Origin of the sequence: Pontibacillus halophilus JSM 076056 = DSM 19796 (assembly GCF_000425205.1) — a bacterium.
In the GTDB taxonomy this organism is placed as follows: domain Bacteria; phylum Bacillota; class Bacilli; order Bacillales; family BH030062; genus Pontibacillus_A; species Pontibacillus_A halophilus.
Window position 1 is genome coordinate 1 of the sequence record NZ_AULI01000009.1, and the last position, 17,983, is coordinate 17,983.

A 17,983-nucleotide genomic window follows, 5' to 3' on the forward strand; every position below is an offset into this window, starting at 1 on the left:
TCTGCATCATCAATACAAACATACAAAAGACTTTCAAGTTGGTTAAGGGGCAGGAGTTTGCCTCCTACCCCAACAATTGACTTAGAACCTTTTTTTATGGGCGTCTAGCCCGAACGGTAAATCGATATTCATCACTCTTAAAGTAAACTTCACTATACTCAAAAGGTATGTCATCGCTTAGCACAGAGTAAGATTTTACTTTTAGTATCGGTTGTTGCTCAGTTGTGTTCAGCAGTTCTGCAATTTCTGAATCAGGAAGAATGGGCAAGACCTCTTGGAAACTTTCTTTAATTTGAAACCCTTTCTGATTCTCAATGTAGTCATATTTCGATGTAACCATAACTTGATACGTAAGGTCCGGGAAGAGATGGACAGGCATATACGTATCTTCAACAACATAAGGGATATCGTCAATAAATCGCTGACGTCGGATGTAATAGACAGGTGCATTTGAATCTAGTTGTAATTTACGTTGAATGCGAGCATCAGACTGGATCATCTGGAAATTGAGGATTTTGTTCTCAGGTTGTTTGTCAAGATTCGTCATTTCCTCAGTAAAGCTCACAAGTTCATAAATGTTATGTTCGACTTTCGCCTGTTCCTTTACATAGGTTCCGCTGCCTTGCACTTTATGAAGCATTCCTTCTGTTACAAGTAAATCAATGGCTTGTCGAACCGTAACTCGACTAGCGTCGAATTGTTCGGAAAGACTTTTTTCTGTAGGTATGGTTTCACCTTCGATAAAATTGCCTGCTTGAATTTCACTTTTTATATGCTGAGCAATCGTTCGGTAGAGTGGCATAGAACGTTGCATAACATCGGCCTCCTAAAAGAATTCATAGCTATTATAACCGATATTAAAAATTTTCTCTATCCTATGTTGACGCTTACATAGTTTATGTATTATATTTGTATTAGTTAATAAACAAAACAAATATATAACCTTTACTTTGGGAGGAATGGAAATGAAGAAACAAAACCTTGTCGTAGCAGGTGGAGGAAGTACATATACAATTGGGATGATTATGAGTTTAATTGCAGAGAAAGAAAATTTCCCACTTAAATCCATTACCTTTTATGATACAAATGAAGATCGTCAGCAGAAAGTGGCTGAAGCAACACGCGTCATTTTAAGAGAAAAATACCCAGAGTTGGAATCGTTCTCATACACAACGGACAAAGAGAAAGCGTTCACAGATGCCGACTTTGTCTTCGTGCAGATTCGTACAGGTGGACTAGCGATGCGTGAGCAAGATGAACAAATTCCTCTTCAACACGGAGTTGTTGGTCAGGAGACTTGTGGTCCTGGAGGAATGGCTTATGGCATGCGCTCAATTGGGGACATGATTGAACTTGTAAAGGATGTACGACATTATGCACCGGAAGCTTGGATTCTTAACTATACGAACCCAGCTGCAATCGTGGCAGAAGCGCTACGTCGTGAGTTCAACAATGATAATAAAATATTGAACATTTGTGATATGCCAGCGGCTATCATGGTGAGCTATGCAGGAATTCTTGGGAAAGAAGTATTTGACCTAGTACCTGAATACTTCGGGCTTAACCACTTTGGTTGGTTTACGAAGATTTACGATAAAGAGGGGAACGACCATACAGATACAATTAAGAATGCGATCACGAAAGATGGATTCATGCCTGAAGACGCTGAAATTGCGAATGACCCGAACTGGATCAAGACCTTCAAGCAGGTAGAACGTATGCTTAATGACTTCCCAGAGTACTTGCCGAACACCTATCTTCAATATTACCTTTATCCTCAAGAGATGGTTGATAAAGAAGAAGCAGGGAACACAAGAGCTCGACAAGTCATTAATGGAAGACAAAAACGTGTTCACGAGCTATGTGATCAAATCATTGCGGACCAATCATTAGAGAATGTAGAGCTTGAAGTTGATATTCATGGACGTTACATGATTCGAGTGGCTGCATCACTTGCTTATCACAATTGCGATACATTCATCGTGATGGTCGAGAACAATGGCATTATTTCAAATCTTCCTGATGATGCAATGGTAGAAGTTCCTGCAATGTTAACGAAGCAAGGACCTAAGCCATTCTCAGTCGGCCCAATCTCTACATTCTATAAAGGTTTGATTGAAGGGCAGCTTGCTTACGAGAAGCTAGTTGTAGATGCATTCTATGAGAATAGTTATGAGAAAGCAATGCAAGCTCTTACGTTGAACCGTACTGTAGTAGATGCACCTGTTGCGCGTCAGATTCTTGATGATTTAATTGAGGCAAACCGTGATTATTGGCCAGCACTTGTTGCCCGTAAAGAACGTGAATTTGCAATAAATTAAGTCAGTAAGTTGGTTCAGTCCGCGTATGGACTGGACCAACAATTGGATATTATCGAAAACGCTTTCTTATCATGGGGGGAAGAACACGATGCAAAAACAGTTTGGCACTTTACAGAAGTTTGGGAAGTCGCTCATGGTTCCAGTAGCGCTGCTTCCGGCTTCAGGTATCTTACTTGGTCTTGGGGCGGCATTTACAGGGCCACTGACAGAAACGCTTACGTTTATGCAAGCGAACTGGGTTCAAACAATGGGGAATGGCATGTCTGAATTAGGACTTGTAATCTTTAATAACCTACCGATTATCTTTGCTTTAGGGGTGGCCATTGGGTTAAGTGGTGGCTCTGGAATTGCAGCACTTGCAGCTTTATTAGGTTATTTAATGATGAATAATACAATTTCATTTGTAATGGGTATCACGAGAGAAATGGCTCAAAACGACGGGGCTTACGGTGTATTACTGGGTGTGCCTACTTTAGAAACAGGTGTACTAGGTGGTATTATTGTCGGTCTCTTGGCGGTGTGGGTGTACAATAAATTCCATGAATTTAATCCACCTGAAGTGCTCGGTTTCTTTGCAGGAGATCGTTCAGTCGGGATTGTCATGGTATTTATGTCAATCTTACTTGCCTTCGTCGTAATGGCTATTTGGCCACCGATTCAGACTGGAATTGATGCGGTGGCAAATGTAATTGCCAATGATGCAACCAATCCACTTTACATTGGTTTGTATGGATTCTTAGAACGTATTTTAATTCCAACAGGTCTTCACCATATTTGGTATGCGCCATTCTTATGGACACCACTAGGCGGAACGGCTGAAGTAGCGGGAAGCGTCGTTACGGGTGATCAGTACATTTTCCTTGCTCAAGTGAAAGAGGGAATTGAAGTAACGGCTGGTCGTTTCATGTCTGGGAAATTCCCTGTTATTATGTTCGGATTGTTAGGTGCAGCATTAGCGATGTATCGTCGTGCTGATAAAGATAATCGTACAGTAGTGAAGGGAATGCTTCTTGCTGCAGCAGGTACTGCGTTCCTAACAGGAATCACAGAACCATTAGAGTTTACATTCTTATTCGTAGCACCAGCTCTATTTGCTTTCCACGCACTCTTAACAGGTGTTTCCTATATGCTTACGTACATGCTTGATGTTCATTTAGGTTGGGCAGGGGGCAGTGGTCTGATTGACTACGTGCTTGTAAATGCCATTCCTGGAACTCCAAATTGGTGGATGAACATAGTGCTTGGAGCTGGCTTCTTCGTAGTCTATTACTTCTCCTTTAGCTTTGCGATTAACAAGTGGAACATTGCTACTCCTGGACGAGCAGGGAAAGAGGCGAAGCTGTACACAAGGAAAGATTACAATGCGAAGAAAACCGGAGAAAAAGGAAGTACAACTGAAATTGCTACAGAAATTATGCATGCACTAGGTGGCGAAGAGAACCTTAATTATGTAGACGCTTGCTTTACTCGTCTTCGAGTTGAAGTTGTATCTGTAGAAGCGATTGACGAAGAGCAGTTAAAGGCTCTTGGTGCATCTGGGGTTGTTAAAGTTGGAAATAATGTCCAAGCAATCTTTGGTGGTCGCTCAGACTTGTACAAGAATGAGATTAATAAAATCATCCAATCAGCTTCTTAATTGGGTCCCCCTTCTACGAATGTAGGAGGGGGATTTTTCTTGATGAGTAGATTCATAAATACGCTTGCAAATAGTCATTTGAAAATTGTATTTTTTTCAAATTTGAGGTACGATAAACGTATTCTATTAATGACAGGAATGAGAACTGAATGAAGGAAGAATTGGCCTATCTTCATAAGCGATTACTAGACCAGGAAGACAGAGTTGTGGATGAGGTTCGAGTACTTCAAGATCCGAGCTATTTACATACACTTGAGCAAGCTGGCTTTACAGAGGAAGATGTAAGAAGCTCAAGAACAGCTTTTTTCCGCTTCTTAGTTGATTCGATTACCCAAGAGAACCAAGACTTAATGAAGGAATATCGGGAATGGCTGATGCATGCTGGTAGTTTGGGATTAAAGAAAGGCGTTCCTTTGCCTGAAACGGTTCGTAACCTCTCCCGCTTCCGTGACGTCATAATGGACTTTCTAGCAGAAGAGTTAAAGGGCCATGAACTTGCAGCCATAACAATGGTGGATGTAAGTAGGAGAGTAAATGTGTTAATGGACGAGATGATCTACTATTTCCACCAGGTCTATATGAGCCACCACAGACATTTGTTGAATCTATCAAATACAGATTTCAAAGAACTATCTGTGCCGGTCGTACCAGTATCAGACGATGTCGCTGTGTTGCCTCTAATTGGGGAAATTGATACGGATCGTGCTTCGCTAATCATGGAGGTTGCACTAGAGAAGAGTCTATCCTATAAAGTAAAGCACTTAATTATGGATACATCTGGTGTACCGATGATTGATACGATGGTCGCGCATCACATTGTGCAAATTGTAACTGCGCTAGAACTTGTAGGGGTTGACGCACAGCTAACAGGGATTCGACCTGAAATTGCTCGTACGCTCGTCGACTTAGGGGTTCGATTCGAAAACATTCGTACAGAAAGCAATTTAAAGAAAGCACTATCCAAGATTGGGTTTGCAAAGTCTACTGCACCAGCTAAGTTAAGCCACCTTTAAAGGTGGCTTTTATCATTTCCCAGGGAATGATAGTTGGTTTCATTGTGGTCAGTTTTCACGTATGATAGAACATAGTCTACTAGCTGAAAGGGGTACATAACATGTCAAATCTACTAAATTTACAACAATGGCTAGAGGAACAGTCCATTGAAGTGGCGTTTATCCATTCTACAGAGAACGTCTTTTACTTAACGAATTTCTACAATGATCCTCATGAGCGTCTAATGGGCTTATTCGTATTTCGAAACGCTGAACCAATGATGGTTGTCCCTAGCATGGAGCAGAGCCAGGTTCTGGATACTGGCTGGAATCATGAGATTATTGGGTATAAAGACCACGAGAACCCTTGGGATTCTATTCGTGCTTCATTAGAACAACGTGAATTGCCTAAAGTTGATGTAGTGGCATTAGAAGGGGATGCATTATCCTTCAACCGCACCATGTCTTTACTGGATTTGTTTGAGGGGGCTGGCGCAGTACCTGTTGAAGACCAATTAAACGAAATGCGAGTAGTGAAAAGCGAGCAGGAAATTGCAATTATGCGTCGTGCTGCAGAAATGGCTGATTATGGTGTTGAAGTTGGAGTAGCCGCTTTGAAAGAAGGGGTTACGGAGATGGAAGTGCTTGCTACCATTGAATATGAATTGAAGAAGAAGGGCATTCGAGAGATGTCGTTCAGTACGATGGTACTATTTGGAGAGAAATCAGGACAGCCTCACGGAAATCCAGGAGAACGTGCCTTGAAACATGGCGACTTCGTATTATTCGACCTTGGGGTTGTGCTCGATGGGTATACTTCTGATATCACTCGAACCGTTGTTTATGGAGAGGTTTCTCACGAACAACGCCGTTTGTATCAAACTGTGTTAGAAGCTCAGGAGGCTTCACTTCGTATCAGTCAGGAAGGTACACGAGTAGGGGACCTAGACCAAACAGCTCGTGACATCATCGATAAAGCAGGATACGGGGAATTATTTCCTCACCGAATTGGACACGGACTTGGCATTAACGTTCATGAATATCCGTCCATGGCTCATACGAACAACGCCCGATTGAAAGCAGGTATGACGTACACGATTGAACCTGGCATTTATGATGAGCGAATTGGTGGCGTTCGGATTGAAGATGATGTACTCGTTACGAAGGACGGACATGAGACGCTAACGAAGTACCCAAAGAATTTACAAGTTGTAGAGTAGGCGCGCCAAAGTCGAAAACTATCGAATTTGCTCGCCACATGACAAAAAACTATGTTATATTAAAAAAGCTGCTTTCTTTAGTAGAACGCAGCTTTTTTTGCGTGTTTAGTATTTTTAGGAACAATAGATTCGTAAGATGTCAATGATTAGTAGGGAATTGCCTCGTCATACTTTGCCAAATCGTGACGAATTTTTGACACATTTGTGAAACCAGGCCATTCTTTTGACATCTTTGGTATCATAAGAATCTGACAAAAGCTTTAACATGCAATTTTGTTAAGCTTCATTATTTGTATTTTAGTAGAAGAGAAAAGGTAGGTGACCTCACGTGAAATTATTTAAATCTTTGTTTCTCTCTTCTATGCTCATGACGTTTTTATCAGGGTGTAGTAGTCTACCTGTATTGGATCCGAAAGGACCAGTCGGAGAGGCGCAAAAAGATTTAATCTTTTGGTCCATTGCACTAATGCTTATTATCGTAGCGGTGGTATTTGCTTTGTTCACGTTTATTGTAGTGAAATATCGTGAACGTCCAGGACAGGATAGCGATGAACCTATCTTGGTCGATGACCATAATAAATGGCTCGAGATTACTTGGACAGGGATTCCAGTCATTATCGTTATTTTACTTGCAGTTCCAACTGTAAAAACGATTTATGAGCTAGAAGAGCCCCCGCAAAGTTCTGAAGATAAGGAACCACTTGTGATTCATGCAACATCCGCTGATTGGAAATGGTTCTTTAGCTATCCAGAACAAGGAATTGAAACGGTGAACTATCTTCACATTCCTGAAGATCGCCCAATTCAATTCAAGCTTGTATCTGCGGATTCAATGGCAGCACTTTGGATTCCACGCCTAGGTGGTCAGGAATACAACATGTCCGGCATGATGACGCAATTATACTTACAAGCAGACGAAACTGGCGTGTATAACGGTCGTAACGCGAACTTCAATGGAGAAGGATTCGCTGAGATGCAGTTCAAAGTATACGCTCAAACAGAAGAAGAATTCGGTGATTGGGTAGAGGACGTTCAAACGGAAGCGCCTAAGCTAACTCAAGATGAGTATGACCATCTATTAGTTCCTGGGCACACGGAAGTTCAAGAGTTCTCAAATACACACCTAGACTATGTAAACCATGCGCAGCAAGCGGATTACGTGCTTGAAGCTTGGGAACGAGTTGGGTATGACCCAGAAGAAGACGAATCTTCATCTCACTAGAATAGGAGGCGAGCAACGTGACACTAGAAGAATTTTTCGTCACGGGTGACCCACTGATCTACGGTGCCGATGTATCGATTGTATTGTCGATGATTGGTGTTGTATTTGTCCTAACATACTTCAAGAAGTGGAAGTGGTTATGGCAAGAATGGCTCACTACCGTTGACCATAAAAAATTAGGAATTATGTATATTCTAGCAGCTGTGCTCATGCTATTCCGTGGTGGGGTCGATGCGCTCTTAATGCGTGCTCAAATTACCTTCCCGGATGCTGGGTTCTTAAATGCTGATCACTATAACCAGATATTCACAACGCACGGAACGATTATGATTATCTTTATGGCGATGCCATTCTTGATTGGTTTAATCAACGTAGTTGTACCACTTCAAATTGGTGCCCGTGACGTTGCGTATCCATTCTTGAATGCCGTAAGTTTCTGGACGTTCTTTATGGGTGCGATGCTCTTTAACATTTCCTTCGTAATCGGAGGATCACCAGAAGCTGGTTGGACATCTTATACACCGCTTGCTGGTGAAGAGTTTAGTCCTGGTCCAGGACAGAACTTCTATCTATTAGGACTTCAAATCGCAGGTATCGGTACGCTGTTAACAGGGATTAACTTCCTTGTTACGATTCTTAAGATGCGTGCACCTGGTATGAAGTTGATGAGAATGCCAATGTTCACATGGTCTAGTGCGATTACATGTATCATCATCATCTTCGCTTTCCCAATCCTAACAGTTGCGTTAGCGCTTATGACATTAGACCGCGTATTCGGTACACACTTCTTCACATTGGCTGGAGACGGAATGCCGATGCTATGGGCGAACTTATTCTGGCTTTGGGGACACCCTGAAGTGTATATCGTAATCTTACCTGCGTTCGGAATCTTCTCTGAAGTAATTAGTACGTTCGCACGTAAATCTCTATTTGGTTACAAAGCCATGGTTTATTCTATGGTTGTTATTGCAGGTTTAAGCTTTGTCGTGTGGGTTCACCACTTCTTTACGATGGGGAACTCTGCAGCGGTTAACTCGTTCTTCTCCGTTACAACAATGGCAATATCGATTCCAACCGGGGTTAAGATCTTTAACTGGCTGTTTACGATGTGGAAAGGGAAGATTAAGATTACCGTTCCGATGCTTTGGTCGCTTGCGTTTATCCCGAACTTCGTTATCGGCGGTGTAACTGGGGTAATGCTTGCAATGGCAGCAGCCGACTATCAGTATCACAACACATACTTCCTAGTCTCTCACTTCCACTATGTGTTAATTTCAGGTACGGTATTTGCTTGTTTCGCAGGCCTATACTTCTGGTATCCGAAATTATTTGGTCATAAATTAAATGAAAAATTAGGGAAAGTCGCATTCTGGATCTTTGTTATTGGTTTCAACGTATGTTTCTTCCCTCAATACTTCCTAGGTTTCGCAGGTATGCCTCGTCGTACGTATACGTATGCTGAAAGCACTGGCTGGTTCGGATTGAACTTTATTTCTTCTGTAGGTGCCGTCATGATGGGTATTGGTTTCATCATTATCGTTTACAGCATCTATTACAGCATTCGCTTCGAGCCACGTATTACAACTGGTGACCCATGGAACGCTCGTTCTCTTGACTGGGCTACTCCATCTCCAGTACCATTCTATAACTTTGCGAAAGACCCTGTTGTAGAAGGACGCGATGCATTCTGGTTAATGAAACAAAAAGGCGAATATGACGTAGACGTTGAGAAAGAAGAATACGAGGAAATTCACATGCCTGATAACTCGGGTGTGCCGATTATCATGTCAGTCTTCTTCTTTATCGCTGGCTTCGGACTTGTTTGGGAATGGATGTGGATGGCAATTCCGGCAACAATCGGTGTTGTAATTTGCATGATGATTCGTTCCTTCGACCCAGACAAAGGCTATCACGTACAGCCGTCTGAAATTCGTGAAATTGAACGTGAAGTTCGTAGGAAGGAGGCGTAAGATATGAGTCATGCACACGTAGACACGAGTAAACCACTAGAATATCAAACTCAGAAAGACTCCATGAATATCCTTGGTTTCTGGATTTTCCTTGGAGCCGAGATTGCATTGTTTGCAACGTTGTTCGGAACGTATTTCGTTCTAACAGGACGTTATGCTGACGGACCAACTCCAGCAGAGTTATTCGAGATTAAAGGCGTGCTCATTGAAACGTTTATCCTCTTAACGAGTTCCTTTACTTGTGGTATAGCGATTCATGAAATGCGTCGCGGAAGCAAGAAAGGTCTAATGGTATGGTTTATCTTAACGTTACTATTAGGTCTAGGATTCCTTTATTTCGAAATTGAAGAGTTCATTCATTATGTGCATGAAGGAGCTACAATGCAAACAAGTGCATATTGGTCTGCCTTCTTCACATTGCTTGGTACCCACGGAGCGCACGTTTCCCTAGGGATCGGCTGGATGATTCTAATCTTAATTCAACTCGCTCGTCACGGCCTGAACCAGACAACAGCACGTAAGGCCTTTATTATCTCTTTATATTGGCACTTCCTTGACGTTATCTGGATCTTTATCCTTACGGGCGTATACCTCGCAGGGATGGTGATGTAACATGGCAAATAACAATAAGCACAACCATTTCCCATGGAGTCACGTCATCGGATTTGCGTTTTCAATTCTTTTAACGCTTCTTGCGGTATGGGTTGCACTTGAGACAGACCTATCCAGAAACACGATTTTCTGGATTATTGGTGGACTTGCAATGGTTCAAGCTGCAATTCAGTTAATCATGTTCATGCACTTGCGTGAAGGAGAAGGTACAACACAAGTAGTCAACATGTTGTTTAGCTTCTTTATCGCCGCTGTCATTGTAGCTGGTTCTGTATGGGTTATGATGTCAACGATGCAAGACATGGATATGGATAACATGGAAATGGATAACATGAACGAAGAACAAGGCCATAACATGGATGATAGCCATGAAGGTCACGATATGGAAGATGAGGGTCACGATTCTCATTAATGCATGCAAGAGCATCTCTTAGGAGGTGCTCTTTTTTTGTTTTTCTTAAGTTCAGGTGGTGGAAAAGAGCAGTAGTATTCGTAATTTTATGTTATGTATTTCACCACCCAATCTCATCTCATAAGTTGCTAGCAAATTTTTTAAAGCGTATGACTTGATATTTTGTAAGATACTTAGTATTATATATCTTGAATTAAATAATCTCTAATTCGAGATAAATAATCTACAATAAAGGTGAGGGATTACTATGAGTAAAGTATTATATATTACAGCACATCCACATGATGAGACGACTTCTTACAGCATGGCTGTCGGAAAGGCATTCATTGATTCTTATCAAGAAGCGAATCCAAATGATGAAGTTGTTCATATTGACCTGTATAAAGAACATATCCCACAGATTGATGCAGACATCTTTAAAGGATGGGGTAAGCTTCAGTCCGGAGAAGAACTATCTGAAGTTGAGAAGCAAAAGGTGGAACGCCTTGGCGAACTTAGCGAGCAATTCGTTGGCGCAGATAAATACGTATTTGTAACGCCAATGTGGAACTTCTCATTCCCACCAGTAATGAAAGCATACATTGATTCTGTTGCGGTTGCTGGGAAGACTTTTAATTACACTGAACAAGGTCCAGTTGGACTATTAACTGATAAGAAAGCCATTCATATCCAAGCACGCGGAGGAATCTATTCTGAGGGTCCTGCTGCTGGAATGGAAAGTGGCCACAGCTACCTCGGGAAAGTCATGCAATTCTTCGGAGTCCCTTCCTTTGAAGGAGTATTCGTAGAAGGACATGCGGCTATGCCAGAGAAAGCTGAAGAAATTAAAGCAAACGCAATTGCGCGTGCTAAAGATACAGCTAAAACGTTCTAATAGTATTGTTTGTAAAGCATGTGGGGAGCCCACATGCTTTTTTTGTGTTTCTCTCAATAGGCACTAATGATTTTCTCTGATCCTTATATAATAAATTTTAACGCTTCTCTTGAAGTAAACCTGAAACAAAGCAAAAAAGTGCAAAGTATTCTTAAAATTTTACCATTGTAGCGCTTTCATAAAGCTACTAGAATGATAGATAGTTGCTAAAGCGCATACATCTATTCGCAAAAAAGGTTTACGTTGGAAAAGGGGAGACAACTATGAATTTATTCACTGTGGGTTCATTTCTATTCTTTACTTCATTTGTTGCAGTAATCTCGTATTTCTTAACTCGCAAAGAAAAACTAGATACACAGGATGGGTACTTTTTAGGTGGGAGAAACTTAGGAGCGTGGGTCATTGCAGGCTCGCTCATGTTAACAAACTTGTCTACTGAACAGTTAGTTGGACTGAATGCGCAAGGCTATTCAGATACGATTGCTGTGATGGGATGGGAAGTAGGCGCAGCCATCTCGCTTGTTATTGTCGCATTTTTCTTACTGCCTCGTTATTTAAAGGGTGGTATTACGACAATTCCAGATTTCCTTGAGGAACGCTATGATTTCGGAACGAAGCAAATCGTAACGATTCTATTCCTATTTGGATATGTATTTAATTTATTGCCACCCATTTTGTATTCTGGTGCTGTTGCGTTAAATGGGGTATTTAATATTCCAGAAGTGCTTGGAATCGGGCGAACGGCTAGTATTTGGGTAACGGTATTTGGGATTGGTACGATTGGTGCCATCTATGCCATTTTCGGTGGATTGAAAGCGGTTGCGGTATCGGATACGATTAATGGTGTCGGATTGCTCATCGGAGGGTTAATGATCCCTATCATCGGATTGTTTGCGCTCGGGGACGGTTCATTTACGAATGGATTTCAGATTATCGTAGAGAATTCTCCTGAGAAGTTGAACTCAGTCGGTGACTCAAGCAGTCCCGTACCGTTTGGAACCATGTTTACAGGGATGCTTCTCGTGAACCTCTTCTACTGGGGTACCGCTCAACACATTATGCAACGTGCCATCTCTGCTAAGAACTTGAAAGAAGGACAAAAAGGTGTACTTATTGCAGCATTTCTTAAGTTGTTAGGACCTGTGTTCTTAATCCTTCCTGGGATTATCGCCTATAATATGTTTGGTCCAGGAATTGAGCCAACAGATGCATACCCGATGCTTGTACAAGAAGTGTTGCCAAAGCCATTAGTAGGGTTCTTTGCTGCTGTATTGTTTGGGGCAATCTTGTCGTCCTTTAACTCAGCATTAAATTCATCTGTTACACTAATCGCATTGAACATTTATAAGCCTTATTTCAACCCAAATGCTCCAGATCATGTGGTTGTACGTAAGGGAAAATATGTTGGGATTGTACTAGCGTTATTTGCTATGTGTATTGCACCACTAATCGACAAGGTTCCACAAGGTTTCTTCCAATACCTGCAAATTGTAAATGGGTTCTACAATGTTCCGATCTTTACCATTCTCATAGTAGGTTATCTGACGAAGCGGGTTCCGGCAATTGCAGCTAAGGTTTCATTATTCGTATTCATTTCAGTCTACGCAACCACTCAGCTGATTTGGGATACCGGAGTGCATTTCTTGCATATACTAGGCATTCTATTTGTTGTTTGTACAACGATGATGCTAATCATTGGGCGCATTGCACCTAGAGACACTGCCTACATATTGGAGGAGAAAGCTAAAGTCGACATGACTCCATGGAAATTGGTCTACCCTGTAGGGATTGGCATAACTGCCGCTATGATTCTCATTTACGTTCTCTTGTCGCCTGTCGGTATTATTTAAGCATGTTCCGTTCCTTCCATATTTGATATAATGAAATTTGTGTCAATATGGATGAAAGGCGGTACAATCATGACGAAAGCGAATGAACCAATTGAATCGCTTTACCATAAAGTGTATGAAACGCTAGACGAGCTGCACCAGCAAGTTATAGAAGCTGGTGAGGACGTTACAGAATTAAACGACGTTGATTTGGAGAAACTCGATCGCACAAATTTTGCTCTGCAACTTTCTAAAGATGTGTTGGAGAACTTTGTAGACACAGGAAAGAGCATGACCATTAATTATGATAAGCGTTCTGTTACCATTGAGAATCCTAAATAAAGCCAGGCCGTGAATATACACGGCCTGGCTTTTACGTTCCCATTGGAGGAGAAGGTTGCCCTTCTGTTCTAAATTTACCTGGAGAAGTTCCTGTTACTTTCTTAAACACTTTATTAAAGTAATTCGCATTTTTGTATCCTGTTAGCTTGGCAATATCTTCAGCTGAGTATTTCGTATTGAGGAGAAGCTCTTTTGCCTTTTTGATTCGGATGTCTGTTAAGTATTGAATAGGTGTTGCATTCGTGTAGTGCTTAAACTGTCTTGTGAAATGATAGCGAGACATACCAGAGGCAATCGCCATGTCATCCGGGCCAATGTCTTCTCCATAATGATTGTTGGCAAACATAGATGCTTCAACAATCTCCTCGGGCCATTGCGACAAGCGTTTCTCTAGAGAAGTACAATAGGTAACGAGGTTCATCGTAAATTGATAAGCTAGTCCAGATGCTTGATGCGCATTTGAGATTTCCTTGGCTGTGGCTGATTGTAGGAGCTTCAGCAGGTAGGTGACTGGCTCTGAATCAGGTTGGAAATGAAGGATGTATCCGATATCTTTTTGGATTTCATTCCAATAATGCTTCACAACATCTCCATAGAGCGTGATGTACATAAATTCCCAACGATTGCTATCATCGGGAAGATAGTATCGATAGTTTCCAGGAATATTCACAATAAACCCCTGTCCAGGAGTGAGGATGTGAGTGTCGCCGTTGATGTCTATGGCACCTTTTCCTGAAATCGTATATTGAAAAATAAACTTGCCCGTATCTCGGCGATTCTGTCCATCCCAATCATAGAGGGACGAGGTTTGTTCTTCCCAACCTAGTGACCAAATTTGAGCAAGATTTTGCAGATTTCGATCAGAGAATCGGTATCCATAGGAACCGTGTTGTAAAGATTGCTTCAACATAATAGTAACCCCTTTGTATCCGTAAAATAGCTAAATTTCCCATTAATTAACCCATAAATGTTATCGGTTTCATAACTATTTTAATAGAGTTGATTCTAAAATGGCAAGCAAGAAAAGGCAATAAGTAGTGATTTTATTTACCATTGAATCCATCCTATATGATTTCTAAAATAAAAGTATCTTCATTATGTAACCGTTTACGAACAGAGTTAGGAGAATTAAACATGCCAATTACGATTGCCGAACAGAATAAGCAGTTTCATCTACAAGGGAAAGATGTGAGCTATATCTTCCATGTAATGAAGAATGGACACCTTGGCCATCTCTACTATGGGAAGAAAATTCGAGACCGTGACAGCTTTAGCCACTTAGCTAAAGAAGAGCACCGCGTAACTTCCTCCTACGTGTATGAAGATGATCCAACATTCTCATTGGATTTACTTAAGCAGGAGTACCCTTCCTATGGGACTTCTGATTATCGAGAGCCTGCCTATCAAATTGAACAGCAAGATGGAAGTCGAATAACAGATTTTACGTATCATTCTCACGTTGTCACGAAAGGGAAACCTCCTTTAGAAGGGTTGCCTGCTGTCTATACTGAAGGCGACGATGAAGCTGAGACGTTAACCATTAAGCTTGTAGATACTCATCTATCCATAGATTTGTATTTATCATACACCGTATTTCATGATCGGAATGTGATTATTCGTTCAGCTAGATTTGTGAATAGCGGAGAGGGCATACAGACGCTTACGCGTGCCTTGAGTACTTCCGTTGAATTCCCGGATGCAAACTTTGAAATGGCCCAATTGTCTGGTTCATGGTCACGAGAGCGTCATTTCGAAGAACGCCCACTCGTTCACGGTCTCCATCGGATTCAGAGTACACGAGGAACAAGTAGTAGTCAGCAAAACCCATTTCTTATGTTGAAGCGTCCAGAGACAACGGAATCATTAGGTGAGGTTTATGGATTTAGCCTTGTGTACAGTGGCAATTTCCTAGGCCAAGTAGAGGTCGATCAATACGACGTAACACGCGTCACGATGGGAATCAACCCATTCGACTTTAGTTGGGAGCTTCATCCTGGAGAGGCTTTCCAAACGCCTGAAGTTGTGATGGCTTACTCCGACAAAGGGATGACAGGTCTTAGTCATCAATATCAGAACCTCTACCAGAAGCGATTGGCGAGAGGAAATTGGAGGGACGAAGAACGTCCGATTCTAATTAATAACTGGGAAGCCACGTACTTTGATTTCGATGAAGAGAAACTTCTAGGTCTTGCGCGAACAGCAAAGGCTGCAGGTGTCGAACTGTTTGTACTTGATGATGGATGGTTCGGGAAACGTAACGATGATACAACCTCTTTAGGAGATTGGTTTATCGACCAAGAGAAGCTGCCAAAGGGGCTGCAATCCTTATCGGATCAAATTCATGACCTTGATATGATGTTCGGATTATGGTTTGAGCCTGAGATGGTTTCAAGAGAAAGTGAATTGTTTAAGGAACATCCAGAGTGGATTATTCATGTGCCTGAAAGAAGATCTTCAACGGGGCGTCATCAGCTTGTGCTTGATTTCTCAAACCAAGAGGTGGTGGATTTACTCTTTGAGCGGATGAGTGCAATTATCCGAGAGGCACATGTAGATTATGTCAAGTGGGACATGAATCGGTATATGACTGAAATTGGATCATGTACATTGCCAGCATCACGTCAAAAAGAGGTCGCCCATCGCTACATCTTAGGGGTATATGACCTATATGAACGATTAACACATGAATTTCCTGACGTCTTATTTGAATCATGTGCAAGTGGTGGGGCTCGATTTGACCCAGGGATGTTGTATTACGCTCCACAGGCTTGGACTAGTGATAACACAGATGCCATCGAAAGACTTAAAATTCAATACGGAACTTCCTTTGTATATCCGATTAGTAGTATGGGGGCACATGTCTCTGCTGTTCCGAATCACCAGGTTAGAAGAATTACGAGTTTGAAGACGAGGGCGGATGTTGCCTATTTTGGTACATTTGGTTATGAACTCGACCTGACAGCGATGGGTGAGCAAGAGTTACACCAGGTTGCTAATCAAATATCATGGTATAAAGACCATCGTCGCGTGTTTCAATATGGAACTTTCTATCGACTAAAGAGCCCATTTGCGGCAGATGGAGCTGCTACGAGTTGGATGAGTGTGTCAGACGACCAATCCATTGCCGTGGTAGGACATTATCAGGTGCTCGCGAAACCAAATCCAGGTTACGACCGCCTCTTTGTTAAAGGGCTCGACCCGGATGGAGAATACGAAATTGAAGGAAGAGAAGGAACCTACTACGGGGATGAGTTGATGAACGCTGGAATTCAGCTAGATAGTGGATATAATGGTTCCCAAACTGGTGGAATTGAAGAAACGGGTGATTTCGTATCAACCTTATTCACTTTGAAACGACTATAAAGATATAGATTAATAGACCGAGGTGGTAAATATGAAAGCTTTAGAACAAGCCTTTATGGAGAAGTTTGGTGAAGGGGAAGAAGTAGCAAGCTTCTTCGCCCCAGGCCGAGTAAACTTAATTGGAGAACATACCGACTATAACGGAGGACATGTCTTTCCGTGTGCATTGAGTGTTGGGACGTATGCAGTGGCGAGGAAACGTAAGGATTCTATCCTTCGCTTCTATTCGATGAACTTTGAAGAACAAGGGGTAATCGAAGCTACTATAGATGACCTGCACTACGTAGAGAGTGATGATTGGGCGAACTACCCAAAAGGGGTCATTGAACAGTTCCGACAAGCAGGACACCGAGTTGAGACAGGGTATGAGGTTGCCTTCTATGGAAATATTCCAAATGGAGCAGGTCTGTCTTCTTCTGCGTCAATTGAACTTGCTACAGCTGTGATGATTAAAGAGCTAGAGGGATTAAAGGTAACAGAACTCGACATGATTCAACTCTCTCAAAAGGCGGAGAATGAATTCGTTGGGGTGAACTGTGGCATCATGGACCAGTTTGCCATTGGCAAAGGAAAAAAGGACCATGCAATCCTATTAAACTGTGATACATTAGATTACAGACACACGCCTGTAAAGCTGAAAAAAGAATCGTTAATTATTGCAAATACAAATAAGCGTCGAGGGTTAGCAGATTCTGCGTACAACGAACGACGGACTCAATGTGAAGAAGCTGTGAAGGACCTCCAACACCGCTTACCTATTCAGTCTCTAGGTGAAGTAACAGAAGAGCAATTCCAACAATATGAAAGTCTAATTCAGAGTGAAGACGTAAAACGTCGAGCAAAGCATGTCATTACTGAGAATGCACGGACTATTCAAGCAGTGGACTATCTGGATAACGGGGACATCGAAGGATTTGGTCGTCTTATGAACGAATCCCATAAGTCGTTACGAGACGATTATGAAGTAACGGGTGAAGAATTAGATGCCCTTGTTGAAGCAGCTTGGGACCAAGGAGCAATTGGTTCAAGAATGACAGGAGCAGGGTTTGGTGGATGCACCATAAGCATTGTGCCGAATGAGAAAGTAGAGGCATTCATTCATGCAGTCAGTGAACGATACACAGAACGTACAGGTTTGGTTGCAGATTTCTACACAGTAGAGATCGGAGACGGAGCTAAACGATTATAAG

General features: G+C 42.0%; 15 protein-coding genes. 13 read left to right on the top strand and 2 right to left on the bottom strand.

What is annotated here, in order from left to right; all coding sequences use genetic code 11:
- Positions 1-94 precede the first annotated feature (94 nt).
- Positions 95-814, bottom strand: a complete 720-nt coding sequence (locus H513_RS0109875; protein WP_026800600.1) for a GntR family transcriptional regulator — start codon at positions 812-814, stop codon at positions 95-97.
- A 151-nt stretch (positions 815-965) separates the two neighbouring features.
- On the opposite strand from H513_RS0109875, the gene H513_RS0109880 reads away from it, so the two are divergent.
- From H513_RS0109880 to H513_RS0109935, 11 genes are all read left to right on the top strand, one after another.
- On the top strand, positions 966-2,321 hold the full coding sequence (locus H513_RS0109880) for a 6-phospho-alpha-glucosidase (protein WP_026800601.1): 1,356 nt from the start codon (positions 966-968) through the stop codon (positions 2,319-2,321).
- Between the two features lie 88 nt (positions 2,322-2,409).
- Positions 2,410-3,957 (top strand): PTS transporter subunit EIIC, encoded by a 1,548-nt coding sequence (locus tag H513_RS0109885; RefSeq protein ID WP_026800602.1) that lies wholly within the window; start codon positions 2,410-2,412, stop codon positions 3,955-3,957.
- A gap of 149 nt (positions 3,958-4,106) precedes the next feature.
- Positions 4,107-4,970 (top strand): STAS domain-containing protein, encoded by an 864-nt coding sequence (locus H513_RS0109895; protein WP_026800603.1) that lies wholly within the window; start codon positions 4,107-4,109, stop codon positions 4,968-4,970.
- A gap of 101 nt (positions 4,971-5,071) precedes the next feature.
- Positions 5,072-6,169, top strand: coding sequence for a M24 family metallopeptidase (locus tag H513_RS0109900; RefSeq protein ID WP_026800604.1), 1,098 nt, complete (start codon positions 5,072-5,074; stop codon positions 6,167-6,169).
- A gap of 361 nt (positions 6,170-6,530) precedes the next feature.
- Positions 6,531-7,391: a cytochrome aa3 quinol oxidase subunit II gene (gene qoxA, locus H513_RS20005; RefSeq protein WP_051239891.1), complete on the top strand. Its 861-nt coding sequence runs from the start codon at positions 6,531-6,533 to the stop codon at positions 7,389-7,391.
- Positions 7,392-7,408: 17 nt separating this feature from the next.
- The gene (qoxB, locus tag H513_RS0109910) at positions 7,409-9,361 is read left to right on the top strand and encodes a cytochrome aa3 quinol oxidase subunit I (protein ID WP_026800605.1); all 1,953 of its coding nucleotides are present in this window, start codon (positions 7,409-7,411) and stop codon (positions 9,359-9,361) included.
- Positions 9,362-9,364: 3 nt separating this feature from the next.
- The gene (gene qoxC / locus H513_RS0109915) at positions 9,365-9,973 is read left to right on the top strand and encodes a cytochrome aa3 quinol oxidase subunit III (RefSeq protein WP_026800606.1); all 609 of its coding nucleotides are present in this window, start codon (positions 9,365-9,367) and stop codon (positions 9,971-9,973) included.
- A gap of 1 nt (position 9,974) precedes the next feature.
- Positions 9,975-10,385: a cytochrome aa3 quinol oxidase subunit IV gene (gene qoxD, locus H513_RS20010; protein WP_081658249.1), complete on the top strand. Its 411-nt coding sequence runs from the start codon at positions 9,975-9,977 to the stop codon at positions 10,383-10,385.
- Positions 10,386-10,632: 247 nt separating this feature from the next.
- Positions 10,633-11,259 carry an FMN-dependent NADH-azoreductase gene (locus H513_RS0109925; protein ID WP_026800607.1) on the top strand — a complete coding sequence of 209 codons (627 nt, stop codon included), beginning with the start codon at positions 10,633-10,635 and terminating at the stop codon, positions 11,257-11,259.
- A 263-nt stretch (positions 11,260-11,522) separates the two neighbouring features.
- A complete protein-coding gene (locus H513_RS0109930) occupies positions 11,523-13,109 on the top strand; it encodes a solute:sodium symporter family transporter (RefSeq protein ID WP_026800608.1) in 1,587 nt (528 codons plus the stop codon).
- A 69-nt stretch (positions 13,110-13,178) separates the two neighbouring features.
- Positions 13,179-13,430 (top strand): hypothetical protein, encoded by a 252-nt coding sequence (locus tag H513_RS0109935; RefSeq protein ID WP_026800609.1) that lies wholly within the window; start codon positions 13,179-13,181, stop codon positions 13,428-13,430.
- 31 nt (positions 13,431-13,461) lie between these two features.
- Here the strand turns inward: H513_RS0109935 and H513_RS0109940 are convergent, their stop codons facing one another.
- A complete protein-coding gene (locus tag H513_RS0109940; RefSeq protein ID WP_026800610.1) occupies positions 13,462-14,340 on the bottom strand; it encodes an AraC family transcriptional regulator in 879 nt (292 codons plus the stop codon).
- Between the two features lie 224 nt (positions 14,341-14,564).
- Between H513_RS0109940 and H513_RS0109945 the strand changes: the two genes are divergently transcribed.
- Together H513_RS0109945 and H513_RS0109950 are read left to right on the top strand one after the other, a co-directional pair.
- Complete coding sequence (locus H513_RS0109945) at positions 14,565-16,793, top strand: alpha-galactosidase (protein ID WP_026800611.1); 2,229 nt, start codon at positions 14,565-14,567, stop codon at positions 16,791-16,793.
- Between the two features lie 31 nt (positions 16,794-16,824).
- A complete protein-coding gene (locus tag H513_RS0109950) occupies positions 16,825-17,982 on the top strand; it encodes a galactokinase (protein ID WP_026800612.1) in 1,158 nt (385 codons plus the stop codon).
- Position 17,983: the final 1 nt, after the last annotated feature.

What these genes read in the sequence shown, in the direction of transcription:
- H513_RS0109875 (WP_026800600.1), bottom strand. Translation starts at nt 814, where the DNA reads ATGCAACGTTCTATGCCACTCTACCGAACGATTGCTCAGCATATAAAA.
- H513_RS0109880 (WP_026800601.1), top strand. Translation starts at nt 966, where the DNA reads ATGAAGAAACAAAACCTTGTCGTAGCAGGTGGAGGAAGTACATATACA.
- H513_RS0109885 (WP_026800602.1), top strand. Translation starts at nt 2,410, where the DNA reads ATGCAAAAACAGTTTGGCACTTTACAGAAGTTTGGGAAGTCGCTCATG.
- H513_RS0109895 (WP_026800603.1), top strand. Translation starts at nt 4,107, where the DNA reads ATGAAGGAAGAATTGGCCTATCTTCATAAGCGATTACTAGACCAGGAA.
- H513_RS0109900 (WP_026800604.1), top strand. Translation starts at nt 5,072, where the DNA reads ATGTCAAATCTACTAAATTTACAACAATGGCTAGAGGAACAGTCCATT.
- qoxA (WP_051239891.1), top strand. Translation starts at nt 6,531, where the DNA reads ATGCTCATGACGTTTTTATCAGGGTGTAGTAGTCTACCTGTATTGGAT.
- qoxC (WP_026800606.1), top strand. Translation starts at nt 9,365, where the DNA reads ATGAGTCATGCACACGTAGACACGAGTAAACCACTAGAATATCAAACT.
- qoxD (WP_081658249.1), top strand. Translation starts at nt 9,975, where the DNA reads ATGGCAAATAACAATAAGCACAACCATTTCCCATGGAGTCACGTCATC.
- H513_RS0109925 (WP_026800607.1), top strand. Translation starts at nt 10,633, where the DNA reads ATGAGTAAAGTATTATATATTACAGCACATCCACATGATGAGACGACT.
- H513_RS0109930 (WP_026800608.1), top strand. Translation starts at nt 11,523, where the DNA reads ATGAATTTATTCACTGTGGGTTCATTTCTATTCTTTACTTCATTTGTT.
- H513_RS0109935 (WP_026800609.1), top strand. Translation starts at nt 13,179, where the DNA reads ATGACGAAAGCGAATGAACCAATTGAATCGCTTTACCATAAAGTGTAT.
- H513_RS0109940 (WP_026800610.1), bottom strand. Translation starts at nt 14,340, where the DNA reads ATGTTGAAGCAATCTTTACAACACGGTTCCTATGGATACCGATTCTCT.
- H513_RS0109945 (WP_026800611.1), top strand. Translation starts at nt 14,565, where the DNA reads ATGCCAATTACGATTGCCGAACAGAATAAGCAGTTTCATCTACAAGGG.
- H513_RS0109950 (WP_026800612.1), top strand. Translation starts at nt 16,825, where the DNA reads ATGAAAGCTTTAGAACAAGCCTTTATGGAGAAGTTTGGTGAAGGGGAA.